This window comes from Gorillibacterium sp. sgz306347, from assembly GCF_059735245.1.
In genome coordinates, this window is sequence record NZ_JCAPET010000021.1 from 1 (window position 1) to 26,738 (window position 26,738).

The 26,738-nt window shown below is 55.6% G+C and carries 15 protein-coding genes, 9 tRNA genes and 1 pseudogene; 23 read left to right on the forward strand and 2 right to left on the reverse strand.

The window, feature by feature from the left end:
* Positions 1–48: 48 nt before the first annotated feature.
* The 11 genes from AC6I6H_RS12525 to AC6I6H_RS12575 all read left to right on the forward strand — a co-directional run bounded on the left by AC6I6H_RS12525 (position 49) and on the right by AC6I6H_RS12575 (position 3,626).
* A tRNA-Thr gene (locus AC6I6H_RS12525) sits at positions 49–124 on the forward strand.
* Positions 125–173: 49 nt separating this feature from the next.
* Positions 174–248 (forward strand) — tRNA-Glu (locus tag AC6I6H_RS12530).
* A 66-nt stretch (positions 249–314) separates the two neighbouring features.
* Positions 315–389 (forward strand) — tRNA-Gln (locus AC6I6H_RS12535).
* A gap of 5 nt (positions 390–394) precedes the next feature.
* Positions 395–467: transfer RNA gene (locus AC6I6H_RS12540), tRNA-Lys, on the forward strand.
* An 84-nt stretch (positions 468–551) separates the two neighbouring features.
* Positions 552–634, forward strand: a tRNA-Leu gene (locus AC6I6H_RS12545).
* Positions 635–863: 229 nt separating this feature from the next.
* On the forward strand, positions 864–1,820 hold the full coding sequence (locus AC6I6H_RS12550; protein ID WP_497954177.1) for a D-2-hydroxyacid dehydrogenase: 957 nt from the start codon (positions 864–866) through the stop codon (positions 1,818–1,820).
* 162 nt (positions 1,821–1,982) lie between these two features.
* Positions 1,983–3,209: an MFS transporter gene (locus AC6I6H_RS12555; RefSeq protein ID WP_497954178.1), complete on the forward strand. Its 1,227-nt coding sequence runs from the start codon at positions 1,983–1,985 to the stop codon at positions 3,207–3,209.
* A gap of 57 nt (positions 3,210–3,266) precedes the next feature.
* A tRNA-Gly gene (locus AC6I6H_RS12560) sits at positions 3,267–3,341 on the forward strand.
* A gap of 8 nt (positions 3,342–3,349) precedes the next feature.
* Positions 3,350–3,426, forward strand: a tRNA-Arg gene (locus tag AC6I6H_RS12565).
* Positions 3,427–3,456: 30 nt separating this feature from the next.
* Positions 3,457–3,533, forward strand: a tRNA-Pro gene (locus AC6I6H_RS12570).
* Between the two features lie 19 nt (positions 3,534–3,552).
* Positions 3,553–3,626 (forward strand) — tRNA-Gly (locus tag AC6I6H_RS12575).
* Between the two features lie 275 nt (positions 3,627–3,901).
* On the opposite strand, the gene AC6I6H_RS12580 is transcribed toward AC6I6H_RS12575, so the two are convergent.
* Together AC6I6H_RS12580 and AC6I6H_RS12585 are read right to left on the reverse strand one after the other, a co-directional pair.
* Positions 3,902–4,585, reverse strand: coding sequence for an Ltp family lipoprotein (locus AC6I6H_RS12580; protein WP_497954179.1), 684 nt, complete (start codon positions 4,583–4,585; stop codon positions 3,902–3,904).
* Positions 4,586–4,979: 394 nt separating this feature from the next.
* Entirely contained in the window at positions 4,980–5,282 is a 303-nt protein-coding gene (locus AC6I6H_RS12585; protein WP_497954180.1) for a hypothetical protein, read from the reverse strand.
* A gap of 429 nt (positions 5,283–5,711) precedes the next feature.
* Between AC6I6H_RS12585 and ppc the strand changes: the two genes are divergently transcribed.
* From ppc to AC6I6H_RS12645, 12 genes and pseudogenes are all read left to right on the forward strand, one after another.
* Positions 5,712–8,501 (forward strand): phosphoenolpyruvate carboxylase, encoded by a 2,790-nt coding sequence (gene ppc, locus AC6I6H_RS12590; protein ID WP_497954181.1) that lies wholly within the window; start codon positions 5,712–5,714, stop codon positions 8,499–8,501.
* 148 nt (positions 8,502–8,649) lie between these two features.
* Positions 8,650–9,222 carry an RNA polymerase sigma factor SigW gene (gene sigW, locus AC6I6H_RS12595; RefSeq protein ID WP_497954264.1) on the forward strand — a complete coding sequence of 191 codons (573 nt, stop codon included), beginning with the start codon at positions 8,650–8,652 and terminating at the stop codon, positions 9,220–9,222.
* A gap of 61 nt (positions 9,223–9,283) precedes the next feature.
* Complete coding sequence (locus tag AC6I6H_RS12600; protein WP_497954182.1) at positions 9,284–9,895, forward strand: zf-HC2 domain-containing protein; 612 nt, start codon at positions 9,284–9,286, stop codon at positions 9,893–9,895.
* 131 nt (positions 9,896–10,026) lie between these two features.
* A complete protein-coding gene (gene cdaA / locus AC6I6H_RS12605; RefSeq protein WP_497954183.1) occupies positions 10,027–10,851 on the forward strand; it encodes a diadenylate cyclase CdaA in 825 nt (274 codons plus the stop codon).
* Positions 10,844–12,292: a CdaR family protein gene (locus AC6I6H_RS12610; protein WP_497954184.1), complete on the forward strand. Its 1,449-nt coding sequence runs from the start codon at positions 10,844–10,846 to the stop codon at positions 12,290–12,292. Before cdaA ends, AC6I6H_RS12610 begins: the two co-directional genes overlap by 8 nt.
* Before the next feature lie 79 nt (positions 12,293–12,371).
* A complete protein-coding gene (gene glmM / locus AC6I6H_RS12615; protein ID WP_497954186.1) occupies positions 12,372–13,715 on the forward strand; it encodes a phosphoglucosamine mutase in 1,344 nt (447 codons plus the stop codon).
* Between the two features lie 815 nt (positions 13,716–14,530).
* Positions 14,531–16,360: a glutamine--fructose-6-phosphate transaminase (isomerizing) gene (gene glmS, locus AC6I6H_RS12620; RefSeq protein ID WP_497954187.1), complete on the forward strand. Its 1,830-nt coding sequence runs from the start codon at positions 14,531–14,533 to the stop codon at positions 16,358–16,360.
* 312 nt (positions 16,361–16,672) lie between these two features.
* Positions 16,673–18,160: a Tn7 transposase TnsA N-terminal domain-containing protein gene (locus tag AC6I6H_RS12625; RefSeq protein WP_497954188.1), complete on the forward strand. Its 1,488-nt coding sequence runs from the start codon at positions 16,673–16,675 to the stop codon at positions 18,158–18,160.
* A gap of 256 nt (positions 18,161–18,416) precedes the next feature.
* Positions 18,417–20,187 (forward strand): annotated as a pseudogene (locus AC6I6H_RS12630) (ABC transporter ATP-binding protein).
* A complete protein-coding gene (locus tag AC6I6H_RS12635) occupies positions 20,184–22,346 on the forward strand; it encodes an ABC transporter ATP-binding protein (protein WP_497954189.1) in 2,163 nt (720 codons plus the stop codon). The pseudogene AC6I6H_RS12630 and the gene AC6I6H_RS12635 overlap by 4 nt, the downstream one beginning before the upstream one ends.
* A gap of 373 nt (positions 22,347–22,719) precedes the next feature.
* Positions 22,720–25,815: a PAS domain S-box protein gene (locus AC6I6H_RS12640; RefSeq protein ID WP_497954190.1), complete on the forward strand. Its 3,096-nt coding sequence runs from the start codon at positions 22,720–22,722 to the stop codon at positions 25,813–25,815.
* A 290-nt stretch (positions 25,816–26,105) separates the two neighbouring features.
* Entirely contained in the window at positions 26,106–26,657 is a 552-nt protein-coding gene (locus AC6I6H_RS12645) for a hypothetical protein (RefSeq protein WP_497954191.1), read from the forward strand.
* Positions 26,658–26,738: the final 81 nt, after the last annotated feature.

Genomic DNA, 26,738 nt, shown 5'->3' on the forward strand with positions numbered 1-26,738 from the left:
CTGTTAATCGAGTTGTCACAGGTTCGAGTCCTGTTCGGGGAGCCACTTGCTTCCATAGCTCAGTAGGTAGAGTGCATCCATGGTAAGGATGAGGTCACCGGTTCGATCCCGGTTGGAAGCTCCATTTTTTCCAATGCATGAGGCGGGCTAGTAAGTTTGCTTCATTCTTTAATGGCCCGTTGGTCAAGGGGTTAAGACACCTCCCTTTCACGGAGGTAACAGGGGTTCGAATCCCCTACGGGTCACCACTTTCTTTATCTTTGGATGACGAATACTTTTGCTGGGTTCGGTTATCCTAAATAAGCAGTTTTTGTTGGGGATTAGCCAAGCGGTAAGGCAACGGACTTTGACTCCGTCATGCCTAGGTTCGAATCCTAGATCCCCAGCCATTTGCGAGCCATTAGCTCAGTTGGTAGAGCACCTGACTTTTAATCAGGGTGTCGTAGGTTCGAGTCCTACATGGCTCACTCTTTTCTGTTCATGAGCATCACGTAGGGCGCTGGAGCGAATAAGCCGGGGCCTCTTATTATTTGAGGATACAACCCAACCAAGCGCGTATGGCGGAATTGGCAGACGCACCAGACTTAGGATCTGGCGGGCAACCGTGGGGGTTCAAGTCCCTCTACGCGCACCATCCCAACAAGCAACCCCCTTTGCTGCGGCAAAGGGGGTTTTATTCTGTCTGCGCCGAAAGATGGGGGTTCTCTCGATGCCGGCACCCTGCTCAGTTTTCTACCGCAACCAAGATCGCAAGAATCGGGAATCCGTGCAAAGGGGAAGCGGAATAAAAGACAGGAATTAGGATTCAACGTCCTTCTTATGCGATAATAGACCATAATGGTTTGAGTCCCCGAGAGGAGCGAATGGTTGTGGGAAAAATCGTAGCAACGCTTCCGTTAACGCCGCCTCAGCTGGATCGCATCCGGCAAGCGGCTCCCGACTTTGAAATCGTTGCCGGGAAGGCGAAAGAGGACTGGCTGCCGCACTTAAGCGAGGCGGAGATTATACTGGGCTGGCGAAAAGAAGTCGAGTCTTTTGCTGCCGGCGAGGGCGCGGCAAAGCAGCTGAGATGGATTCAAATTCAAAGCGCGGGGTATGATCGTCTGCCTCTCGATGCGCTCCAGGAACGGGGAATCGTGCTCACCAACGCGAGCGGAGTGCATACGTACCCCATATCGGAAAATGTTTTTGCCATGCTTTTGACGATGACGCGGAACATCCACCACGCGATCCGCAATCAATCAGCAAAGAAGTGGAAGCCGTATTCCGCCATCCCCGAGCTGCATGAGAAAACAATGGCGGTCATCGGCGTGGGAGCGATCGGCGAGGAAGTCGCACGTCTAGCGAAAGCCTTCCGAATGAAGGTGTTGGGGGTTCGAAAATCCCACCGGCCATCCAAGTATGTCGACTACATGTTTTCCATGGAGGAACTGAATGGTGTGCTGGAGCAAAGCGACTACGTGGTCATGACGCTTCCTCTAAGCGAAGAGACGGCTCATTGCATGGGAAAGGGTCAGTTCCAGGCTATGAAGCCTTCGGCAATCTACGCGAATATCGGCCGGGGCGGGACAACGGACACCGCCGCGCTTGTGGACGCTCTGCAAAACGGTGGAATCGCGGGGGCGTGTCTCGACGTTTTTGAGCAGGAGCCGCTGCCTCAAGACAGCCCGCTTTGGGAGCTGGAAAATGTTATTTTGACTCCTCATATGTCCGGCGATACCGAATTTTACAACGACCGGCTGGTTGACCTATTCGTTCGCAATCTGGAGCACTACCGGAACGGAAAACCGCCCGAAATCAACCGGATTCTTCCCGAATAACGGGCCCCGTGTTGGACGGCTTTGTTTTCATTTGGTAAACTATTAACGACAGCAAGTATTGGAATCGGATAACGCCGCAGACTGAGGGCGCTCCCTTTTTAGGGCGCCTTCAGTCTTTTATCGTTTTTCGATCCACAATATACTTCATTGGATGTGAACCGAGTGGAAGCGTGGAAACGGAACTTGTGGATTTTGTGGGCCGGCGTGCTGCTGTGCAGCGCCAGTTATACGATGGCGGTACCTTTTTTGCCGCTTTTTCTGCTTGAGCTGGGTGTCGATTCTTCCTCCGTCAATCTGTGGGCGGGCATCGTGCATTCTTCGGCCTTTTTTATGGGGGCGATCATGGCGCCTTTGTGGGGCTCCATGGCGGACAAATACGGCAAGAAACGAATGGTCATGCGTGCGGGTCTCTGCCTGGCCGTCATTTATGCCCTTATCGCCTTTGTAAGGAACCCGTACGAGCTTGTGGTCGTCCGGCTGCTTCACGGCTTTGTAGGGGGCTTTGTGCCTGCCTCAATGGCCATTGTAGCGTCTACGGCGCCGGAAGAGAAGATGGGGTGGAGCCTCGGCATGATGCAGGCGGGCACCATGACGGGCGGCATCATCGGCCCTCTTTTCGGCGGTCTCCTGGCGGAGGCGTTTGGCATGCGGGCGTCTTTTGTGGTCGCGGGCGTCCTCATCTTCCTGGCATCCGTTGCGGTCATTCTCTGGGTACGCGAAGGAAAAAGCAAGCCGGCGGAACAAGCGAAGCGCTCCAGCGTACGGGAGGATATCCGGGTTGTGCTGAGGAGTCCCGCTCTGGCGCGTCTGCTGCTGCTTCTCCTGGTTTTTCAGCTGGCGGTCAATATGATCCAGCCGCTTATGACCCTGCACATTGCGAATCTGCAAGGAAGGCTCGAAGGGGCGGAGCTATCGTCCGGCTTTGTGCTGGCGCTGATCGGGATCGCAGGCATCCTTGCGTCTCCGTATTGGGGGCGGGAAGGGGAACGCCGCGGTTTTAACCGCATCCTGTCGCTGTGCTTTGCGCTGGGCGGAGTGATCATCAGCCTTCAGTTTTTTGTCGGCGAGCTGTGGCTTTTTACCGTCGTGCAGTTTGCCTACGGCTTGTTTGTGGCCGGCATTGTTCCCAATATCAATACCCTGATGGTGAGGAGGACGGACGAAGAGTTCCGCGGCCGCTCCTTCGGGATGACCACCAGCGCCAATCAGCTCGGGGCGATGTTCGGTCCGCTGCTCGGGGGCGTGCTTGGCTACTTTTTGAGCATTAACTGGATTTTCGTGACTACGGGGATGCTGTTATTGGCGGCCGGTTTAGCCATCTTTACGGGTGGAAATGAAGACAAGAAAAAAAAGTTCGCAAAACCCCTTGCGTTTAAAAAGGAATCATGATAATATATCTCTTGTCGCTAAAAACGCTTCGGTGTGAAGCAAGACGGCGGCAAAGACGCGGACGTGGCTCAGTGGTAGAGCATCGCCTTGCCAAGGCGAGGGTCGAGGGTTCGAATCCCTTCGTCCGCTCCAATTATTTTGTGCCCATAGCTCAGCTGGATAGAGCGTTTGACTACGAATCAAAAGGTCGGGAGTTCGAATCTCTCTGGGCACGCCATCTTCATTAGGACAGAGCTGTTGCTGACATCGGGACGTAGCTCAGCTTGGTAGAGCACCTGCTTTGGGAGCAGGGGGTCGCATGTTCAAATCGTGTCGTCCCGACCATCTTCTTCAGTTACTGCATGCGGGTGTAGTTCAATGGTAGAACTTCAGCCTTCCAAGCTGATAGCGTGGGTTCGATTCCCATCACCCGCTCCATACATAACGAACCTTGAAACCCTGATTACATCAGGGTTTTTCTTTGTTTATTTTCGATAATTGTCCACTGCTACAAACCTTGGCTCTGTTTCAACGTCCTTTGTCCGGCTTTCCCGAGACCAGCCGTCGAACTCCCTCATCGGTGCGGGTCAAGCCGATACCGCGACTGAATTCCTGGATTGGGCACGCCCTGATGACAGTCATAGGGATTTAATAAAGATGCAAAAACCCGTCAACCTTAATGGGCCGGCGGGCTTTTACTTGAATTTTTTATCCTATTCTAAATGATCTATCGCGTATTGCGCTTCTTCCGCAGTGAATTTTTCCCCGTATTCGGAAATCAATTGTTCGTAAATAGCCGAATCTGACATACTCATCGTTTCTGCATACATGCGTGCCTTTTTCAGTGCATTTTCATTCCAATCAAATACAATATTATCCACAGCATATTGAGCGGCTTCCGGAGGGAAGCCCTCTCCATATTCAGAAGTCAATTGAACATAAATGCCTGCCTTGGACATACTCATAACTTCCGCATATGTTTCCGCTTTAATTAATGCCGCTTTATACTCTCGAGGGACACTTTTCTCTTTTGCCTCGGCTTCTTCCTCGGCTTTTGCTTTTTCTTCCGCTGCTGCTTTCGCTTCTGCCTCGGCCTTGGCCTTAGCTTCTTCCTCGGCTTCAGCCTTTTCTTGTGCGGCTGCGTCATCCGCGGCGTTATCATTCTCTGCAGTATTGTTTGCAGCTGCAACTGCTGCTGCGGTGTTTGGTTTATCAGCTGCCGTATCGAGTTCTTCTGTATTTGTGTTGTTGGCTATAAAGACAATCATTAAGACAAAGGATATTCCTGTAAAGATAAAGTTTCGCTTCGCTTTACCATTCTTTTTGAATGCCGCTACAAGTCCCATTACAGCAAAAACGATCATCCCTACAAAAGTGAAAATAATCAAAAACGCCACCAAATATTCCTCCAATGCTGATAGTAAATGACAAAAATAGTTTATCAGACTCAGGAAAAATTTACTATGTGGTTTTATGTTATTTATTCAGAATGTCACATTTTAGGATTTGAAGAAGCAGTATATTGAGTACCCCATCTGGAACACCTGTGGGGCGCCAATTCACTTGCGGACGGGCTTTTCTGTTTTCCAATGAGTAAATAGGTGAAGGCCGGCGCGGCCGGGCACACATCCCGCGTTCCCGCGACCTTCTCCTAAATGAATGAGCGTTTCGACCGGTTTCGATTCGGCCATCATCAGGAAGGTCAAACGTGCTGTCGTCGATAGAAAGCCTTGAGTTTTAATGAAAAAGAAAAGCCCCCTGCACCTTGACGGTGAAAGGGGGCATAACCGGTTACATTCCGTGGCCAATATCGTACGTCGCATAACCTTCATAAGTGGCGACCACATAGTCCTCCAGGTACTCGGCGTTTCGGACGCCCGTCCGATACAGCGTTCCGTAATACCCTTCACTGTCCGTATAGAAGTATGTCGAAGGGATGTTATGCGTTTTGTGATAGTAAACATCTCTTGCAACATATTTTTGCGGGCTTTTGATGACAATGGCTTGGGCTTGCTGCGCATGGGCGACGGGAACGGAAACTGCCAGGAACGATAAGGAAAGCAGTGCGGCTGTAAATACTTTCTTCGGGTTCAATCCATACATCTCCTTTATAGGGGAATAAAATAACAAGATTTCGCTTAATCGTAGCTTCGGATGTAGCCATTAACCGGGGAGCGCCCGGCGGAAACCTCGAGCTCATACGTACAATAGGCACTCATGTAATAATTCGTGGTGGCGGTTCCTCCTTTACTATAAAATTCATCCATATTATACCACAATCTCGATAGATTCCAAAAAAGGGTTAACTTAGCAGGGCCTTGTTTCATTTGTTGCGGGAAGAGAATATTCGCTGTCTTTTCAACATCTTCTGCCTTTCCCGCGTTCCATTGATAAAGAATATCTTTGTGCTGGCAAAAAAGAAATGTTTTTTCTAACCTCGTCTTTGTGATAAAATAAGTCAAATATGCAACACGGGCAGGCATTTTTGGCATGCCCGAAAAGAGTATGGGATTGGGTGAGAAGATGTCCGAGTTGAATATGCTAACCAAAAGCGCAACCAACAACCTGCTGCGGAGAGACGTTCGGTTCCTGGGGAACATATTGGGGGACGTCCTTTTGCACCAAGGCGGAAAAGAACTGCTGACCGTTGTCGAGCAAATCAGGGAAATGAGCAAATCGCTGCGGGCCGGATACAACCCTGACCTGTACAAGGAATTCAAGGACACCATTGTTTCGCTGTCGCCGGACATCCGTCACCGGGTCATCCGGGCGTTCGCCATCTATTTTCAGCTTGTGAACATCGCCGAGCAAAATCACCGGATCCGCCGCAAACGGGATTACGACCGCACTGCGGGAGAATCCATTCAACCGGGTTCGATCGAAAGTATCATCAAAGAGTTGAAGCAGCAGGGAACCGAACAGGAGGAGATCGTCTCCATCCTGAACAACATCTCCCTGGAGCTGGTCATGACCGCTCACCCGACGGAAGCGATGCGCCGGGTCGTGCTCGACATTCACCAACGAATTTCCCAGTACGTGCTGCAGTATGACAACCCGATGCTGACCTTCCGCGAACGGGAGCAGCTGCGGGATAAACTGATGGGCGAGGTGCTGACGCTCTGGCAGACCGACGAGCTGCGGGACCGCAAGCCTACGGTATTGGACGAAGTGCGCAACGGCCTTTATTATTTCGACGAAACGCTGTTCGAGGTGCTCCCGGAGGTATATGCCGAGCTGGAGCGGTGCCTGGACAAATATTACCCGAACGGAAGCTGGCACGTTCCGAAGTATCTTCGCTTCGGCAGCTGGATCGGCGGAGACCGGGACGGCAACCCGTCCGTCACCGCGGACATTACCTGGAACAGCCTGGAGCTGCACCGCGAGATGGTGCTGGACAAATACATCACCGTGCTGCGCGATCTGCTGCAGCATATGAGCTTTAACTCGCATATTGTCAAAATTAGCCCCGAGCTGCTGGCCTCGGTGGAACGCGACCGCGAAACGGTCCGTCTGTATCATGAAGAGCCCTGGCGGAACGAATCGGAGCCGTACCGGGTGAAGATCATTTATATGCTGGAAAAGCTGCATAATACCCAGCTTCGCGATTGTCCGGAGGACGGCGTGAAGTACGAATCCGTCGAAGCGTTCCTGGACGACCTGAAGGTTATTGACGCCAGCCTTCGCGGGCATTACGCCGATTTTATCGCCGACATGCACACCAAGAACCTGATCCGCCAGGCGGAGCTGTTCGGCTTCCATCTGTCGACGCTGGACATTCGCCAGCACAGCAAAGAGCACGAAGCCGCCATGACGGAAGTGCTCGCCATCATGGGCGTTGCGGAGAACTATTCGGGCATGGACGAGAAGGAAAAGGTGGAGCTGCTGTCCCGCCTGCTGGAGGAACCGCGGCCGCTCACTTCTCCGTACATCCCGTATACGGAATCGACCCGGGAATGCCTGAACGTCTTCAAGACCGTTATGAAGGCGCAGCGCGAGTTCGGGACCGGCTGCATCACTAGCTACCTGATCAGCATGGCCAACGACACGAGCGATATTCTTGAGGTTATGGTGTTCTGCAAGGAGTTTGGCCTCTACCGGCGGGATGCGGAGGGCAATGTCGTGTGCACGCTCCAGCCCGTCCCGCTGTTCGAAACCATCGACGACCTGCATGCGGCGCCGGAGATCATGGATACGCTGTTCAACATCCCAGCCTACCGGAGCAGCCTGGAAAGCCTGGGACAGGTCCAGGAGATCATGCTGGGCTATTCGGACAGCAACAAGGACGGCGGCGTTCTGACCGCCAACTGGGAGCTGAAGGTCGCCATGGACCGGCTGACCGAAATCGGCGCGAAGCACGGCGTGGCGCTGAAGTTTTTCCACGGCCGGGGCGGGGCGCTTGGCCGGGGCGGCATGCCGCTGAACCGGAGCATTCTGGCGCAGCCGCCGCACACGATCGGAGCGGGGATCAAGATTACCGAGCAAGGCGAGGTGCTGTCGCAGCGCTACGCCGTGAAGGGGATCGCCTACCGGAGCCTGGAGCAGGCGACCTGGGCGCTGATTACCGCGGCTTCGGGCGCGCGTCATCCGCAAAGCGACATCCAGGTGCACAAATGGGAAGCCGTCATGCGCCAAATTTCGGAGACCGCGCAGACGAAATATCAGGATCTTATTTTCCGCGATCCGGACTTTATGGCCTTCTTCAAGGAATCCACGCCGCTGCCGGAGATCGGGGAGCTGAACATCGGGTCCCGTCCCTCCAAGCGGAAAAACAGCGACAAATTCGAGGACCTGCGCGCGATTCCCTGGGTGTTTGCCTGGACGCAGACGCGTTATTTGCTCCCGGCTTGGTACGCCGCCGGCACCGGGCTGCAGTCCTTCTATCAGGAGAAACCGGCCAACATGCGCATTCTGCAGCAGATGTACGCCCGCTGGTCGTTCTTCCGCCAGGCGATCGACAATGTTCAGATGGCGCTCGCAAAAGCCGATCTGTTAATTGCCAAAGAATATGGTAAAATGGTTCGTGACGGCCAGATGGCGGAACGGATTTTCCAATTGATTCAGGACGAATACCGGCTGACCTCGTCGCTGATTTTGCAGATTACCGGTCAGAAGGAAATTCTCGACAACGTGCCGATTTTGCAGGAATCGATCCGGCTGCGCAACCCCTACGTAGATCCGCTTAGCTATTTGCAGGTGGAGCTGCTGAAGGAGCTGCGGGCCATTCGCGAGACCGAAGGGGACGACGCGGAGCTGTTGCGGGAAGTTTTGCTCACGATCAACGGAATAGCCGCGGGCCTGCGCAATACGGGCTGATGCCCCCGGCGGACGGAGAGACCGGATAAGCAATGCATGCATCGGAGTCGGGCGCGTCGGTTGGCTGCCGCCCGGCTTTCTTTTTGGCCGGATGTCAATTTATAATGGGGAGAGAAACTTGAGCACCGGAGGATTGCCAGTGAAGGACATGGAAGCCCGGCTTGTCAGACAGGCTCGTAACGGAGACCGGAGCGCCTTCGCCGGGCTGGTGGATTTGTACAAGGACAAGATGTTCCACCTAGGCTACCGCATGCTGGGGTCGAGGCAGGAAGCGGAGGATATCGTGCAGGAAACGTTCCTGCGCTTGTACGTCAATCTGGAGCGCTACGACGAAAACCAGAAATTTTCCACCTGGATATACCGGATCGCCACCAATCTGTGCATCGACCGTCTGCGCAAGCGCAAGCCCAGTTACTCGCTGGACGCGGAAATGCCGGAAGGGGAAGGGGCGGACTGGTATTCTTTGCTGCCGAGCGACCAGGAAACGCCGGAGCAGGAGGTCATGCTGACCGAAACCCAGGAGCAGATCCGGAAAGCGATCGGAACGCTTCCGGAAAAATACAAGTCCGTCGTCGTTCTCCGCTATCTGCAGGACATGTCGCTGCAGGAAATCGGGGACGTGCTGGACATGCCGGTCACCACGGTGAAGACGAGGGTTCACCGCGGCCGGGAGTTTTTGCGCAAAAAATTGCAGTCCGAATTCGGAGGCAAATTTTTTTGAAACATAATGCTTCGCACGCCGTATCTAAACGAAGAGACCTTAAGAAAGGAGAGGCTGTCGGATGAAGTGCGAGGAAGCCCTCCAGTACATGCACGAATACTTTGACGGCGACTTGGACGGCTCCGAATCCCGCCGGTTGAAGGAACACTTGCTGGCATGCCCGGAATGCAACGCGGTTTTTCGCGAAATGGAATTCACCGAGGCGCTGATCCGTTCCGGCCCGGTTACGGCGGTTCCGGAAGGACTGACCGACCGGATCATGGGCGCTCTGCCCGCCCCTGCGGCGAAACGCAGACCCTGGTACCAATGGATCAAGCAGCATCCGGCCTTGTCGGTGGCGTCGGTGTTTCTTTTTGTCATGCTGGGCAGTTTCCTGTCCATGTGGAATCAGGACCCCGAGCTGACGGTCAAGGGCAGCAACCTCGACCAGCTGGTGATCGAGGAAGACACCGTTTACCTCCCTGCCGGCCATAAGGTGCAAGGCAACCTGATGGTGCGCGGCGGAGATGTGCAGATCGACGGCGAGCTGGACGGCAATCTGGTGATTGTGGACGGAAGCCTGCATACCGCCTCGTCGGCGAGCGTTTCCGGTAAAATATACGAAATCAACCAGGCGGCCGAATGGCTGGTCTACCAGGTACGCGAATTGTTTCAAGCTTCCGCGGCCCACTAAATCACTTTCCTAACCTCCCCGTTGCGGACAGGGGAGGTTTTTTGCTGAAAATATGGTATCATATCTCCATAGAGACAAGGATCGGGACGGCACGCGGCCGGGCTGCGGGCTGCCCATGGGGGAACGACAGAATGAACATTGCGCTGTTCACGTGGGACACGCTTCGGAATATCGTTGATATACTAATTGTCAGCTACATCATATACCAGCTGCTGATTCTGCTTCGCGGCACACGGGCGATTCAACTGCTCAAAGGCATTCTCATCGTGGTGATTTCCTGGGCCGCGAGCATCTGGCTGGAGCTGAACACGCTCCAATGGCTGATGAACCAGATGTTCAACATCGGGGTGATCGCGCTGATCATCATTTTTCAGCCGGAGCTGCGGCGGGCGCTCGAGCAGCTTGGCCGGGGCAGGCTGTTCAGCCGGACAAGCTCGGAGGAGGACCATCTGGTCTCCGCGCGGATCAATGATCTCATGAAGGCGGTCAATTACCTCAGCAAACGCAAGATCGGCGCCCTGGTTGTGTTTGAACGGGAGACGGGCCTGAATGAATACATTGAATCGGGGATCCGCATGGGAGCCGAGCTGAGCTCGGAAATCCTGATCAACATCTTCATCCCCAATACGCCGCTGCATGACGGAGCGGTCATCGTCCGCCAGAATGAAATCGTGGCGGGCGCGTGCTACCTGCCGCTGTCCGAGAACCCTTTTATCAGCAAAGAGCTGGGGACCCGCCATCGGGCCGGAATCGGCGTGAGCGAAATGTCGGACGCCATTTCGGTGATTGTCTCGGAGGAAACGGGGCAGGTATCCCTGGCCATCAACGGCCTGGTGGTGCGCGACATCAAGGAGGAATCGCTGATCTCCAAGCTGTACGAGGAGCTTCGGCCCAAGCGCAAAACGGTCGAAAACAAGCCTCTCCTGAAGTGGAAGGAGTGGTTCAAACGTGGATAAATACTTGCGCAACAATAATGTGGTCAAAGGGGTCGCCGTGCTCATCGCTTTTTTGCTTTGGCTGGTGGTCCGGCTGGACTCCAACGAGCCGAACGCGCGGGCGGCCAACCAGATCATGGACGATACCATCCGCAATGTCGCGGTGGTGCCGGTGTACAACGAAGGCCTCTATGCGGTTATGAACATGAATCCGCAGGAGGTGACCGTAGAGCTGACGTGGAAATCGTCGCTTTTCCGCCGGGTCAGTGTGTCGAACGTACGGGTGGAGGCGGACCTCACCAACCTGACCGAAGGCACGCATAGCGTACCGCTGCGCGTGTTCGGGCTTCCCGACAACGTGGAAACGACGGTGATTCCGGCCAAAGCGGACATCACCCTGGAGAAAATCGAGCACAAGCAGGTGCCGGTCGAAATTACGGCGGTCGGCACGCCGTCACAGGGCTACAAGGCGGCGCAGCCGATCGTCAAACCGAACCGGGTCAGCGTTTCGGTGCCGGAAAGCATGGTCGACCAGGTAGAATCCGCGCGTGCGGAGGTCAGCGTGGCCGGAGCGGAAGGCACTGTGACCAAGCAGGTCAAGCTGACGGCATACGACTGGAACGGGCGCCCGATGGAGGGCGCATCGATCAGCCCGCAGGTAGTGGACGTGGAGATTCCCATCACAAGTCCGTTCAAGCAGATGCCGCTCCAGGTGGATCTGATCGGGGAGCCGGAGCCCGGCTATTCGATCGCTTCCTTTACGCAGGACCCGGAAACGGTGACGGTGTACGGCCCGCAGAATATGCTGAACGGGATGGATTTCTATGACGGGCTGGAGCTTGATTTGTCCGGCTACAAGGAAACCCGCAAAATCGAACTGGACGTTCCGCTCAAGGAAGGCGTGACGCAGGTCGCGCCCGAAAAGGTGGCGGTGACCGTGGAGGTCGTTCCCTCCGCCGAGAAGAACATCCCCGACATTTCCGTTACGCTGACGGGGCAATCCGCCGGGTACGTGTATAACCTGACACCGGAATCGCAGCGGGTGAGCGTGTCGCTGGAAGGGGCGCCGGCCGTTCTGAATCAGCTGCGGGCGGAGGATGTAGAGGCGATTGTGGACCTCAGCAACCTGGGGCCGGGACGCCATCAGCTTCCCGTTATCGTCAATCTGCCGATGTTCGTCAAGAACAGGACGCCGAATTTGACCGCGACGGTGGAAATCGTCCGGGCGGTCGGCTCGGATGCGGTGGGCGGTGTGAATCCGTCGCCGGAAGCGACGCCTTCGGTTCTGCCGCCGGCGGCGAGCGCCAGCCCTTCCGCGAGCCCAAGCCCTAGCCCGGCCGGAAGCGAGGAGCCGGAAGGTTCGGCGACGCCGAGCCCGTCGCCGTCGGATACCCCGGCGGTGGTGCCCGTTTCGCCGAGCGCGCCGGCGCGAACCGATGAGGGAGACGAGACGGGCGAATAGTCGGCCTGGGCTGCATTTGAAACGAATGGATTACAGGATACAGATACAAAGGTACAGAAGAGAGAGGGGTCACCACAGAATGGGAAAATATTTCGGAACCGACGGCGTCCGCGGAGTCGCCAATCAGGAGTTGACCGCGGAGCTGGCTTATAAGGTCGGACGCTGCGGCGGTTATGTTTTGGCGCAGGGGGCGCACCGGCCGCTTGTCGTGATCGGGCGCGATACGCGCATTTCCGGTCACATGCTGGAGGCTTCGCTTGTGGCGGGCCTGCTGTCGATCGGAGCGAACGTCGTGCGTCTGGGCGTCGTTTCGACCCCGGGGGTCGCTTATTTAACCCGGACGCTGGGAGCGGACGCGGGCGTCATGATCTCGGCTTCGCATAACCCGGTCGCCGATAACGGCATCAAGTTTTTCGGCCGGGACGGCTTCAAGCTGTCCGACGAGACCGAGCTGGAAATCGAGCGCCTGATGGACGCGGAGGCTGACGAGCTGCCCCGTCCGGTCGGCGCGAATCTGGGAAGCGTAACGGAGAATGAAGAAGCAAAATTTCAATACATGGAGTACCTCAAAACAACGGTTTCCAGCGCATTCGACGGCTGGAAAATCGTCCTCGACTGCGCCAACGGCGCGGCATACGAGCTGGCCCCCCGTTTGTTCCGCGAGCTGGGAGCGGAGGTCATCGCCATCGGGGCGGAGCCGGACGGCTGCAACATCAATGAAGGCTGCGGCTCGACGCATCCGGAGCATCTGGCGGCGGAGGTGCGCAAGCACGGCGCCGATCTGGGCTTGTCGTTCGACGGCGACGCGGACCGGCTGATCGCCATTGACGAGAACGGGCAGGAAGTCGACGGCGACTACATCCTGACCATCTGCGCCGACGATATGAACCGGCACGGACGGCTGATCGGCGGCACGGTTGTTACTACGGTAATGGCAAACCTGGGCTTTTTCAAAGCGGCCCGGGAGTTGGGGCTGCAAACGGCAAAGACGGCCGTCGGCGACCGCTACGTGATGGAAGAGATGCGCAAAGGCGGCTACAACCTGGGCGGCGAGCAGTCCGGCCATGTAATTTTCCTGGACTACAACACGACCGGAGACGGCATGCTGACCGCTCTGCAGCTTTTGGACACGTTGGTCCGTTCCGGCGAGAAAAAGCTCAGCGCGCTGACCGGCAAAATGCAGAAATTCCCGCAAGCGCTGGTAAACGTACGGGTGACCGACAAGTCGAGGCTGGACGGCAACGAAGCCATTGCAAAAGCTATCCGCGAGGTGGAGGACCGTCTGGGCGAAAACGGCCGGGTGCTCGTTCGCCCCTCCGGCACGGAAGCCTTGATCCGCGTGATGGCGGAGGGCCCGGACAAAGCGCAAACGGAAGCGGACGTCAACGCGATTGCCGATGTTATCCGCGCCGAGCTGGGCTGAGAACCGTACTGTTGTCAGGAGTCGTACCGGTTATTGCGATTGGGAATCGCAATGGCCGGGCGGCTCTTTTTGTCGGAGCGTGGCAAGGTTGGGGGGGAGTTGGACTTTCATCGCGGCGCGGGACCCCTTCGTTAACGCGTTTTTTGGAGCCGAAGGAAATTGTTTTAACGGGGTGTTTTTTGTGTTATAGTAGATAAGATCTTCGTCCTGCCGGTTTGCCGTTCCGCTTACGGGCCGGCCTGAATAGGATGAGGAAAGCACTTTGAGACGGAAAGGTGGACCGGGGTACAGAACCATAAGCGCCAGAACTTGGACGGAGCGGACCGTTTCGACGGATATGAGCCGGACCCTTGCGGGATGCAGGGAGCCAGGCGATTCCGGGGCGAAACACGTTCAAGTTGACGAGGTGAAGGTGTTCGGATTTTTCGGCGGGGACCTTCCGGTGCGCTGCGCACCGCAAGTTGGAGGGCAAAGCGTCGCGGGTGACCGGGCGTACAAGATTCCAACAGGCAGCAAAAAGAAGAACCTGACCAAGGGCATTTGCGCGAGACGCAGCCTTTGTTTTCCTATTGTCTTTTGACGGATGGACCTTTTTGCCGGTTCTTTTGGAGAAGCGATTGCTGTCTCCGTTTGTTTGCTGCTGATTGCAGCTTCGTTTGGTATTGCCTTTTTACACGAGAGGCGGTCGGCGGGACCGGATTTTTCGCGGATCGTTTCACCCGGTTTATTTTTTATGGGATTACCCAAACACGAAGGCCGAAGAGAGGGCCTATCTTTGACATGCGCCGAAGGGCGCTCATACAGGAGGAACCACTATGTGCGGTATTGTTGGCTATATTGGGAACCGGAATTCTCAGGATGTTTTGATCGAAGGCTTGAAAAAGCTTGAATATCGCGGATACGATTCCGCCGGCGTGGCCGTGTTCACGAAGAACGGTCTCGAAGTGAAGAAATCCAAAGGCCGACTGGCGGTGCTGGAGTCCCAGCTGACGCAATCCCCGCTGGAAGGCACGATCGGTATCGGTCATACCCGTTGGGCAACGCACGGCAAGCCTTCGGATGTGAACTCGCACCCGCATACGGACAACTCGCTGAAGTTCTCCGTCGTCCACAACGGCATTATTGAAAACTACGCCGCACTGCGCGACGAGCTGAAAGCGGAAGGCCATACGTTCCTCTCCGAAACGGACACGGAGGTCATCTCCCATCTGATCGCGCGCGAATACAAGGGCAGCCTGGTCGAAGCGGTGCAAAAAGCCGTCAAGCTGATGCGCGGAGCGTACGCGTTGGGCGTATTGACCGAGCACGAGCCGGATAAACTGGTTGCGGTGCGCAACGCAAGCCCGCTGATCATCGGCGTCGGTCAAGGCGAAAACTTCATCGGATCGGATATTCCGGCGATTCTGAACTATACGCGCGACGTATACATTCTGAACGACGGCGAGATGGCGGTTTTGACACGGGATGGTGTCGAACTGTTGACGCTGGAGGGGAATTTTATTTCCCGGGAATTATTCCATGTCGATTGGGACCTGGTGACGGCGGAAAAAGCCGGATTTGACCACTTTATGCTAAAAGAAATTTTTGAGCAGCCGAAAGCCTACCGCGACACAATGGGCAGCCGGATCAGCGAAGACGGCAAGCGCGTGGTGCTGGACGAAGTGAAGCTGACGGCGGAAGAAATCAAGGGCATCCGCAACATTCACATTGTTGCTTGCGGAACGGCGTATCATGCGGGCCTGGTCGGGAAAAATGTAATCGAACGGCTCGCCCGCATTCCGGTGGAAACGGACGTCGCCTCGGAATACCGGTACCGCTCGCCGATCATCACGCCGGAAACGCTGGTCATCGTTGTTTCCCAATCCGGGGAAACGGCGGATACGCTGGCGGCGCTGCGCGAAGCAAAACGCTGCGGCGCGCGCGTGCTGGCGATCACGAACGTGGTCGGCAGCTCGGTTGCCCGCGAAGCGGACAGCGTGATTACGACGTGGGCCGGCCCGGAAATCGCGGTGGCCTCGACCAAAGCCTATACGACGCAGCTGATCGCGTTTTACCTGCTCGGCCTGTACCTGTCGCAGGTGCGGGAAACGCAGCAGACGGAAACGATCGCCGAGACGATCGCTGCGATGAAAGAGCTGCCGGCGCAGGTCGAGCTGCTGCTGGAACGCGCCGCCGACGTCAAGGAACTGGCGGAGCAAGTGGCCGCGCATGACGACCTGTTCTTCATCGGCCGCGGCCTCGACTATGCCGTCGCGCTGGAAGGCTCGCTGAAGCTGAAGGAAATCTCCTACATCCACTCGGAAGCTTACGCTTCCGGCGAGCTGAAGCACGGCACGCTGGCCCTGATCGAAGACAACGTTCCGGTCATTGCGCTGGCGACGCAGGAAGAGCTGCTGGAGAAAACGGTCAGCAACATTCAGGAAGTCGCCGCCCGCGGCGCCAACGTCATCGGCTTCGCCGCCGAAGGCCAAACCGACTTCAGCAGCCAGGTAAACCGCCTGTTCAGCATCCCCCGCACGCTCGGCATCCTGACGCCCGCGCTGTCGGTTGTTCCGCTCCAGCTGCTGGCGTACTACGCCTCGCTGGCGCGCGGCAATGACGTGGATAAACCACGGAATTTGGCGAAGAGTGTTACGGTGGAGTAAGCGTAAAGGATAGGTTGGAATAAAGTCCCGATGGATTAAATCGGGACTTTTTTTAGTATTTAATGGACGAATGATTATTCTACAGAAATCAAAAACAGTCTACTATAGAATCTACACTAGGACATTCAGGTTGCTTTGTTGAGGACTTAGGTTGGCGGTTGGATAGTTGTTTGTTTCATCAAGTATACTGAAAATATGTTAAAATAATACTGATATACACTTGTATTGGTTTGTATCATTTTAAAGGTTTTAATAGTTTAAAACGTCAATGTGTGCGAATTCCATGATTTGCATCAGAAAGGGATATCTATCATGCCATATGAAGAAATAGATACTATATCAGAGATTTTTTATGAACGATTGGAGAAAGCCTTGCATGCGGTTACCAAAACCGACCGGGATTTCACTGTGGTTGCCTATCGTTTTGGGGTTTTTGATAAGAAGTGGCGTACGTTACAAGAGACGGGGGATATTTTTAATCTTTCCAGAGAGCGAGTTCGTCAAATAGAGGAGAAAGTCGTTCGACGAATGAAAGCTTCAGCAAATCAGCAACTGCGTTTAGTGAACACTGACCATTCTTGTATGCCCATTCTTAGTTTATTTAGAGCATGGGTGAAGCCGGGCGATCCCTCCGATGAATGTAACATAGCAACAATAGCCCTACGTCTCTCTGAAATACCAGCTTACAGAATAACTCATTTAATTACACACCTGTGCTTTTCAAGAAATCAAGCGGAAGAAAAACGGAAATCGTCGTTGCGAATAATCAAAGCTATTCGAAGTAACTTTAAGGATGTGCAAAGATATGATAAAAATCAACAACGAATATTCAATCGTCTTTTTGCAGACGTAGCTTGGCCTGCTCATACGAAGACGATTGATGATGAGGAGTGGTTACGAATACACCCTAAACGGCAAGTAAACCATGATGGTGAAGGGGACTCCGGAAGCTTTTACAGTGAAAAGAACAAGGTTGAAGTAGAATACGAATCTCAATTAGAATATCGATTCTGTATGTACCTAGAGCAACTGGATGTTATAGCAAAGTATGTACAGCAACCTTTAAAAATTCCATATGCATTAGGAGACAAGAATTATATATATTATCCCGATTTTTTTGTCATGCTGCAAGACGGTCGCGGTGTAGTAGTTGAGATTAAAAGCCATAATCATATGGGGAATTACCGCAATATAATGAAATGGAAAGCCCTGCAGGAGTTTTGTTTAAAGTCTGGGTATGGTTACTTGATCATCGAGAATTCCTTGAGTCTCAATGATTACATTTATGCGGATATCGACAAATTTAAAACTGAGAGTTTAATACAGTACATAAGTGATAAACCACTAACGTGGAGTGCATATCGGCATATAAGAGAAATACTTTCGTTGGAGTGGAGAGAAACGACTAGTATCATACTTCAACATGATCTTAAACTGACTATTCCACCCTTTTGCTTAACGAAATCTCCGAACTCCTTTGCGGGCTTTATCAAGATGCATAAGCAAATGACAAAGTACACCAAAGCAAAAAAAGAGATCGTGGAAACTAAGGGGTCTGAAAACAGGAGTGCATCAACTCATGCTGTACCTGCGATCACAAAGCACAAGCAGGGCAACTCATTCAGAAGCAACGATGCCCAACTAGCAAACAGCTATAGTAAATGGGACTCATTTGAAGATAATCAACTTGTTCAAGAATTCAATATGGGGATGGAAGTAGAACTGATTGCAGAAATCCATAAAAGAAAAATAGGTGGAATTCAATCTCGCTTAAAGAAATTAGGGTTAATTACAGAATAATGCCAGCATCGGCGACGTCCCGATATCCTCGCATTCGACGGGGCGGCCGAACTTATGAAATGCCCTCTGGAAACGGACCGAGCTTCGACCCAAAACAATTGAAATCAAATTCTCCTGTTCACAGGGATTGGAATCGGGCAACCGGTATGCTATTCTGGCTTTGCTGTTTGTTCATTATAAGATCGGGTCATTCAGCTCACCGTCCATGGCGGCGGGCTTTTGTTTTTCCGGGCAGAGAGAGGAGAGGGAGTTCCCCATGTTAGCGGTTCTGGGCAAGCTGGGCTGGTTCTTTAAACAGGAGAAAAAACGGTACATCACGGCTATCTTTCTGCTTGTTGTCTGCGGCATGATTGAAGTGCTTCCGCCGATGATGGTCGGCAAGACGATTGACGCGATTCACCTCGGCAAGCTGAGTTGGGACTCGCTGACGGTCACTCTGGCCCAATTGGCCGGCATTACCCTTACGGTCTACATCATTAGTTTTATCTGGATGTACCAGCTGTTCGGCGGTTCGTTTGTCGTCGAGCGGCTCATGCGTTCGCAGCTGATGCGGCATTTTTTGAAAATGACCCCGCCTTTCTACGAGCGCAACCGGACCGGCGACCTGATGGCCCGGGCTACCAATGACTTGCAGGCGATCAGCACGACCGCCGGCTTCGGCATCCTGACGTTCATTGATTCGACGCTGTGGATGCTGACGCTACTCGTCACGATGACCGTGTTCGTCTCGTGGAAGCTGACGCTGGTGGCGGTGCTGCCGCTGCCGCTTATGGCCATTCTGGTCAGCCTGTACGGCAAGTGGATTCACAAACGGTTTACGGACGCGCAGGATGCGTTCGGCGCCATGAATGACGGCGTGCTCGAGACGATCTCCGGCACTCGGGTCATTCGCGCTTATGTGCAGGAGCGTTCGGCCGAGAAAAATTTTGCGGACGTAACGGAAGACGTTTTGAACAAAAACATTGCCGTCGTCAAAATCGACGCTTTTTTTGAGCCGACCATAAAAATCTTCGTCGGAACCAGCTACCTGCTTGGCCTGGGCTACGGCGCTTATCTCGTTTACCACAGCGAGCTGACAATCGGAGCGCTCGTCTCGTTCAACGTGTACCTTGGCATGCTGATTTGGCCGATGTTCGCGATCGGCGAGATGATCAACATCATGCAGCGGGGCAACGCCTCGATCGATCGCGTGCGCGAAACGCTGGGCCATAAACCGGATGTGCCGGACCCCGCGAAGGAAGAAGCGGTTCTCGCGGAAGGGCCGGGCCGGATCGTGTTCGACCGTGTTACCTTCAAGTATCCTTCCGCGCAGGCGGATAATCTGACCGACCTGTCGTTTGAGCTGGAGCACGGGCAGACGCTGGGCATCGTCGGACGGACCGGAAGCGGCAAGACGACGCTGATCCGGCAGCTGCTGCGCGAATATCCGCCGGGAAAAGGAACGATCTCCATTGCGGGCGTGCCGATTGAGAAGCTGGACATGGATCAGCTGAAGGGCTGGTACGGCTACGTGCCGCAGGAGCAGTTTTTGTTCTCGCGGTCGGTGGAAAGAAAACATTAAATTCGGCCGCGACGATTCGGGTCCCGGGGAGCTGGAGCAGGCCATTTCCGCTTCGGCCTTCCGGAAAGACCTCGACTTCCTGCCGGACGGGCTGCAAACGCTGGTCGGCGAAAAGGGAGTGGCGCTGTCCGGCGGACAGAAGCAGCGGGTTTCCATTGCGCGGGCCATGATCGCCGATCCGGAGATTCTGATGCTCGACGATGCGATGTCGGCGGTTGATGCGCGGACGGAAGCCGAAATCGTCGGCAACATCCGCACGGAACGCGCGGGCAAAACCACGCTGATCGCAACGCATCGCTTGTCGGCCGTGCAGCACGCGGATATGATCCTTGTCCTGGAGGACGGACGGATCGCGGAGCGCGGCACGCATGACGAGCTGATGAAGCTTGGCGGATGGTATAAGCAGCAGTATGAACGCCAGCAAATGGAGCAGGCTGGCGGAACCGGGGACGGTGAGCAGACATGAGCCAAGAGAAGGATCAGGAGTTATACGATCTGGATATTGACAAAGGCGCCGCCAACAAAAGCGCGACGATCAAGCGGCTGTTCCGCTACGCGCTGCAGGCAAAGGCGCAGCTCATCGCCGCGCTCTTGATGCTGGCCGTGGCGGTCGGCACGGATCTGGCGGGACCGCTGATCGCCAAGCACCTGATCGATGAGCATATCAGCGGCATCGAGCGGTCCTGGCATCGGGCCGGGGAGCCGTCAGCGGACGACCGGTTTGCGGTTGCTTTCCGGGGCGAAGCCTACAAGCGGAGCGACCGGTTCGCCGAGGGCGAAGCAAAGGGCGGCGAAGTGCGCATCGTGCAGGTGGGCCGCGACTACTATTTTGTGCCGGAAGCGATGGAGCTCGACGGCGTTCGCGAAGTCGGCGGCGCGGCGGAACGCAAGCGGCTGGCGGCGGCAACGAGCGCCGGCGCCGACGGCTCGGTGCGCGAGCTCGAGCCCATCGTCGTCACACGCGGGGAAGAGACGGCCGTTTACGGCGGGGTCAAGCTGAGCCGCGACGAATTGTACCGTTTCTTTCACCCCGAGCTCGGCGGACTCATCCGGCTTTGCTTTTTTTATGTCGGCCTTATCATCTTGTCGGCCCTTTTCTCATACGGGCAGCGTTATTATTTGCAGGCGTCGGCCAACCGGATTATCCGCCGGATGCGGAACGATGTGTTCAGGCAGATGAACCGGCTGCCGGTCCGGTTCTTTGACAACCTGCCGGCAGGCAAGGTCGTTTCCCGGATTACGAACGATACCGAGTCGATCCGGGAGCTGTACGTGACGGTGCTGGCAAACTTTTTTACCGGGTTGATTAACATGGCGGGCATCTTTGCGGCGCTGTTCCTGCTGGACGTCAAGCTGGCGGCCATCTGTCTTTTTATCCTGCCTTTGCTGGTGCTGTGGGTGTGGGTGTACGGCAAGTTCGCAAAGCGTTACAACCGCGTGATACGCGGAACGCTGAGCGAAATCAACGGCCGGATCAACGAGTCGATCCAGGGCATGTCCGTCATCCGCGCGTTCCGCAAGGAGCGCAAGATGGAGGAAGAATTTGAGGCTTACAACGCAAAGAATTATCTTTATAAAAGGAAGCTGCTGATCCTGAACTCGCTGACGGGGCACAACCTGGTGAACATTCTCCGGAACGGGGTGTTCGTCGCCATGATCTGGTACTTCGGCGCAGGCTCGCTTGCCGGGCCGGAGGGGTTTGTCACGCTGGGGGTGCTGTACGCGTTCGTTGACTATTTGAACCGGCTGTTTAATCCGATCGTCGGCATCGTCAACCAGCTGCCGAATCTGGAGACGGCGCTTGTCTCCGCGGAGCGGGTGTTTGTCGTGCTCGATGAGAAGGGCGAGGATGTGTCGGATGAAGAAATTCCGCGCTACCGCGGCGACGTAACCTTCGAGGACGTTTGGTTCGCCTACAAGGAAGGCGAGGATGTGCTGAAGGGCATCTCGTTCGAGGCGAAGAAGGGCGAGACCGTTGCGCTTGTCGGCCATACGGGGTCGGGCAAAAGCTCGATCATCAATCTGCTGTTCCGCTTCTATGATGTCGGCAGCGGGCGCGTGACGATCGACGGCATCGACGTGCGCGACATGCCCCGCCAGACGATGCGCCGGCATATGGGCATCGTGCTGCAGGACCCGTTTCTGTTCACCGGCACGATTGCCTCGAACGTCTCCTTGAACGATCCGAAGGTGACGCGGGAGCAGATCGAGCGGGCGCTGGCCGACGTGGGCGGCGGCCGGCTGCTTGCCGGCTTGCGGCACGGGCTCGATGAGCCGGTGATCGAGAAGGGCAGCACGCTGTCGGCCGGACAGCGGCAGCTGATCTCGTTCGCGCGGGCGCTTGCCTTCGACCCGGCGATTCTGATTCTCGACGAAGCAACCTCCAACATCGATACGGAGACAGAGGCCGTCATCCAGAGCGCGCTCGAGGTTGTGAAGAAGGGGCGCACGACGTTCATCATCGCGCACCGGCTGTCGACGATCAAAAACGCCGACCAGATCCTCGTGCTGGACCGCGGGCGAATCGTGGAGCGGGGCAATCATGATACGCTCATGCGCCGCGGCGGCCGGTACTATCAGATGTACCAGCTTCAGCAGGGGGAGAAGGCGGCAGCGGCACGGTGATGCAGCGCCGGTGTGCTTATAGGAGGGCGGATACCTTATTTCAAGGGCCCGCCTTCCATCCTTTTAGCACGTACCAATCCGCATTCCGGGTTGGATCCGATCGGACGATAAAAAGTTGCGCGGAACAGGTGGCAAAAGCAAACTAGCGGGGTAAATAACTATGGTTACCCTCACATCAAAAGTCTCCGGAGCATGAACGGGGGCTTTTTCTTGATTAACCGGGCGGTTTGCGCAAGTTTCACAGGCAAGCGAGCTTTATAAACTTTTATCTGTTCACCCAAGTATTCTCCATTGGGACTATCGATTCATTCTGCTAAAATAAATGGGTCACCGAGACGAACATGTGGAACGAAAAGGGGGGACGGAGCGGAACATGAGTCTGAACGCCGGAGAACGGAGCATCGGTTGGGCCGAGGCATGGCTGAGAAGCTGCAAAGAATTAGTCGTTTTTTACGGGACGGATGGGGGCGTGGTGGACGTCTCTTTCTCCTGCCGTGAGATTTTAGGATATACGAAAGAGGAATTGATCGGAAAAGACCGCTCCGACATCGAAGGGATCGAGCCTGTCGACGTCGATGGAAAAGCAGGGGAGCCTTTGCCGGGAACGCTTCCCGTTCGCAAAGTCCGCCACAAAGACGGGCGGGAGGTTTGGATCGAATTCAGTGAAACCCCGGTGCCGGACGGTACCGGCGGCAGTCTGATCATGACCGTTGGGCGAGATGTGTCCGAGGCAAGGAAACAAGCCGTTTGCGGGCGCATGGCCCGGAGGCTGGCGAAAAGCGGCTGGTGGGAATGGGACGTCCGAGCGGGAGAACTAACCCATTCCGAAGAGCTCCGGAAGCTTTTCGGCGATCCCACGGGAACGGCTGCTTTCTCGGCGGAAGCCGTTCTTGCGCTTATTTATGAAGAGGACAAAGAGAAAACGGGCCTCTGTTTTTCCAACTTGCGGGCCAACCCGGAGGACGGTTCCATCCTTTATCGCGTGGAGCTGCCGGACGGCAGCCTTCGGACGATTTACACGGCTTGGGAGATCCACAAGGACTTGGACGGCAGGCCGGTCCGGATCGCCGGCGTGTGCCAGGACCGGACCGAGCTTTACGGGGAGCAAGAACGGCTCCGGGAAAGCGAAGCCCGGTTTCGCCTCATTGCGGAAGCGTCGGAGGACATGATCAGCCGTCATATCATGGACGAGCCGTTGACGATTGTTTATGCCTCACCCGCGTGCATTGCCTTGTTGGGCTATCAGCCGGAAGAGATGATCGGCCGCGGCGCTTTTGAACTGGTCCATCCCGAGGATGGGGACAACGTGCGGGAATTTCTCGTTCGCAGAAGCCAGGGAATGGACGAGAAATTGATCTGCCGGCTTCTCCGTAAAGACGGGGGCTACGTCTGGGTGGAAACGGCAAGCCGGCTGATACTGGACGAGACGGGCCGGGTGGAAGGGCTGATCTCCGTTTCCCGCGACATTACCGCCCGGCGGGAGGCCGACCGCCTGCTTCAGGAAAGCCGCCAGCGCTATCAGTCGCTGTTCGATCATAATCCCAACGCCGTTTATTCCATGAAGCTGACTGGCGAATATGAGACGGCGAACCCTAATCTGGAGAAGCTGACCGGCTATACGCTGGAAGAATTGATCGGCATGGATTGGGCTCCCATCGTGCATGAGAATGATTTGGGGAAGACCCTGCACAACTTCAATCTGGCTGCGCAAGGGGAGCCGCAAAGCTACGATCTGACGATCATTCACAAGGACGGGCACCCGGTCGAAATCATCTCGACCAACATCCCGATCGTGGTGGACGGCGAGGTCGTGGGCGTTTACGGGATCTCCCAAGACATCACCGAGCGGACCCGGTACATGGAGCAAATCGAGAAGCTGAGCGGCGAGTACACGCTGATTCTGAACGCCGTATCGGAAGGGATCATCGGGCTGGATACCGATGGGCGGATTATGTTCGTCAATCCTTCCGGGGCGGATATTCTAAACTGCAACCCGAAGGAACTGATCGGAAGCTCCTATCAGGAGCTTTTAGGCTTGTTCACGCCGGAAAATACGATGTACGCCAAAACGGAAACGGAAGTGATGCAGGCCATCCGCACCGGCAGCGTATACCGCCAGAGCGAAGCGGTTCTGTGGCGCAAAGACGGCTCCAGCCTGCTTGCCGAATACCAGATCACTCCGCTTGTCGATAACGACCGGTTTAAGGGAGCGGTTGTGGTTTTCCGGGACATAACGGGCGAGCGCGAAATTCTCCGGGCCAAGGAGTCCGCGGAGCGGGCGGATCAGGCAAAGTCGGAGTTTATCGCCATTATGAGCCATGAAATCCGCACCCCGATGAACGGGATCATGGGAATGACGGATCTGCTTGCCACCACTTCCCTCGATCAGGAGCAGCGCAGCTACGTGGAAACCATCCTGGCAAGCAGCGAGACGCTGCTGCGGATTTTGAACGAAATTCTGGATTTCAGCAAGCTGGAAGCAGGCAAAATGGAGCTGGAGAACGAGCCCCTGTCCGTTCGCGAAGTTGTCGGCAGCGTTCTTGAGCTGTTCGGTCCGCGTGCCGCCGAGAAAGGAATCAGGCTGGCGGATGCCGTTTCCGGGCATGTTCCGGACATCATCATGGGGGATGAGGGACGGCTCAGACAGGTGCTGGTCAATCTGGTCGGGAATGCGGTCAAGTTTACGGAAAAAGGTGCCGTTACGGTACAAGTGGAAGTAGAGCCGGAAGGCGTAAATCCGAAAGGATGCAGCTTCACTTTCCGGGTGATGGATACCGGCATCGGGATTCCGGCCGACAAAATGGACCGGCTGTTTCAATCTTTTTCCCAGATCCATCCTTCGATCAACCGGAAATACGGCGGTACAGGGCTGGGTCTGGCGATTTGCAAAAACCTGGTGGAGTTGATGGGAGGTACCATATCCGCGGAGAGTCTGGAGGGAAAAGGGTCCGTCTTTTTCTTTACGCTCCCTTTCCATTCCGCAGAAGAGGAACACCCGCTGATGAAGGCCTCTGCCGAAGGACACCCTTCGGCGGTGCCCCCGGTGGGCGCGCAGCCAGCCAGGGCGGGAAGATGGACCCCGTCCGCTTCATACGGAGCCCTGCGTATCCTGGTGGCGGACGACAACGAGATCAACCGGATCTTGCTGGCACGCGTGTTGGGGAAATTCGGGTGCCGGGCCGTGCTGGCCGAAAATGGGGCGGAAGCGGTACGGGCCGCCCAAGCCGAGGAATTTGATCTCATTTTGATGGATATTCAGATGCCGGAGCTGAACGGATATGAAGCGGCGCGAGCGATCCTGGAGCTTCCGGCTCCGAATAAACCCGTTATTGCAGCCGTTACGGCATTTGCCGGCGAGAAAGACCGGGAAGCCTGCCGCGAAGCGGGCATGCAGGATTTTATCAGCAAACCGGTGTATCCCGCCGAGATCGGCCGGGTGCTGGAAACCTGGTTTGGTCCCGCCGTCTGACGGACGCGGTACATGCAAATGGGCTCCATAATTTGAGAAAACTCTAGTTGATTAGACTCTGGCTTTAGGCCGGGGTCTTTTTTTGCCCTTTCGATTCCCGGGCGGTTTCAGTTTCGCTAAAGGTTGGCGGATTAAACTGCAAGCATCAAGGGAAGAGAGCGATCTCGGCCCGCGAAAGGGAGTGAGGCCGCCCGGTTACGCTGCGTCGCCAAGCTTGGAAAGAAGATCCCGGTTGGGATAAATGCCGTTCCGCAAACCCCTATCTTTTTTAAATACGAGGAGGAATTCCAATGAAAAGCAACAAAAAGATGCTCGCCGCAAGCGCCCTGGCCCTGGCCGTTACGTTGGGAGGAGGCGCCCTGCTCGGCGGACACGTCTACGCCGCCTCCAGCACGACCGCGGCTGCCGCTGCATCGCCATCGGCCGAGCAAAGCACCGCCAGCCGGGGCGGTCACCACGGGAATCGGGGAAAGCTCGATATGGACGCCTTTGCGGCGCTGCTCGGCGTGACGAAGGACGAAATCCGGACGGAGCTGAAAGCCGGGAAATCGCTCTCGGCTCTGGCGGGTGAGAAAGGCGTGGACCTGCAAAAGGTCACCGATCTCGTAACCCAGCAACTGCGTTCGAAGCTTGACCAGCAATTGACCGATGGAAAACTGACGCAGGCGCAATACGATGCAAAAGCGGCCGACCTGGCCGATAAAGCCTCCGGGATCGTAAATGCGACCCACTCAGGCAAAGGCGATCACCGCGGGCACGGTCCGAAAACGGAGAAGACCGGCACGACGGCGGCGGAGAGCGATACAACAACGGACAAGAGGGATACGGCAACGGCTGGTTAATAGCAGACGTTGGGCCGTTCTACCCCTAACACTTGCAGGAAGGGGCGAAATGGGCCGAGCAGGAGGAGGTTCAAGCCGAAT

What these genes read in the sequence shown, in the direction of transcription:
- glmM (WP_497954186.1), top strand. Translation starts at nt 12,372, where the DNA reads ATGGGAAAATATTTCGGAACCGACGGCGTCCGCGGAGTCGCCAATCAG.
- cdaA (WP_497954183.1), top strand. Translation starts at nt 10,027, where the DNA reads ATGAACATTGCGCTGTTCACGTGGGACACGCTTCGGAATATCGTTGAT.
- AC6I6H_RS12600 (WP_497954182.1), top strand. Translation starts at nt 9,284, where the DNA reads ATGAAGTGCGAGGAAGCCCTCCAGTACATGCACGAATACTTTGACGGC.
- glmS (WP_497954187.1), top strand. Translation starts at nt 14,531, where the DNA reads ATGTGCGGTATTGTTGGCTATATTGGGAACCGGAATTCTCAGGATGTT.
- AC6I6H_RS12635 (WP_497954189.1), top strand. Translation starts at nt 20,184, where the DNA reads ATGAGCCAAGAGAAGGATCAGGAGTTATACGATCTGGATATTGACAAA.
- AC6I6H_RS12645 (WP_497954191.1), top strand. Translation starts at nt 26,106, where the DNA reads ATGAAAAGCAACAAAAAGATGCTCGCCGCAAGCGCCCTGGCCCTGGCC.
- sigW (WP_497954264.1), top strand. Translation starts at nt 8,650, where the DNA reads ATGGAAGCCCGGCTTGTCAGACAGGCTCGTAACGGAGACCGGAGCGCC.
- AC6I6H_RS12550 (WP_497954177.1), top strand. Translation starts at nt 864, where the DNA reads ATGGTTGTGGGAAAAATCGTAGCAACGCTTCCGTTAACGCCGCCTCAG.
- AC6I6H_RS12640 (WP_497954190.1), top strand. Translation starts at nt 22,720, where the DNA reads ATGAGTCTGAACGCCGGAGAACGGAGCATCGGTTGGGCCGAGGCATGG.
- ppc (WP_497954181.1), top strand. Translation starts at nt 5,712, where the DNA reads ATGTCCGAGTTGAATATGCTAACCAAAAGCGCAACCAACAACCTGCTG.
- AC6I6H_RS12625 (WP_497954188.1), top strand. Translation starts at nt 16,673, where the DNA reads ATGCCATATGAAGAAATAGATACTATATCAGAGATTTTTTATGAACGA.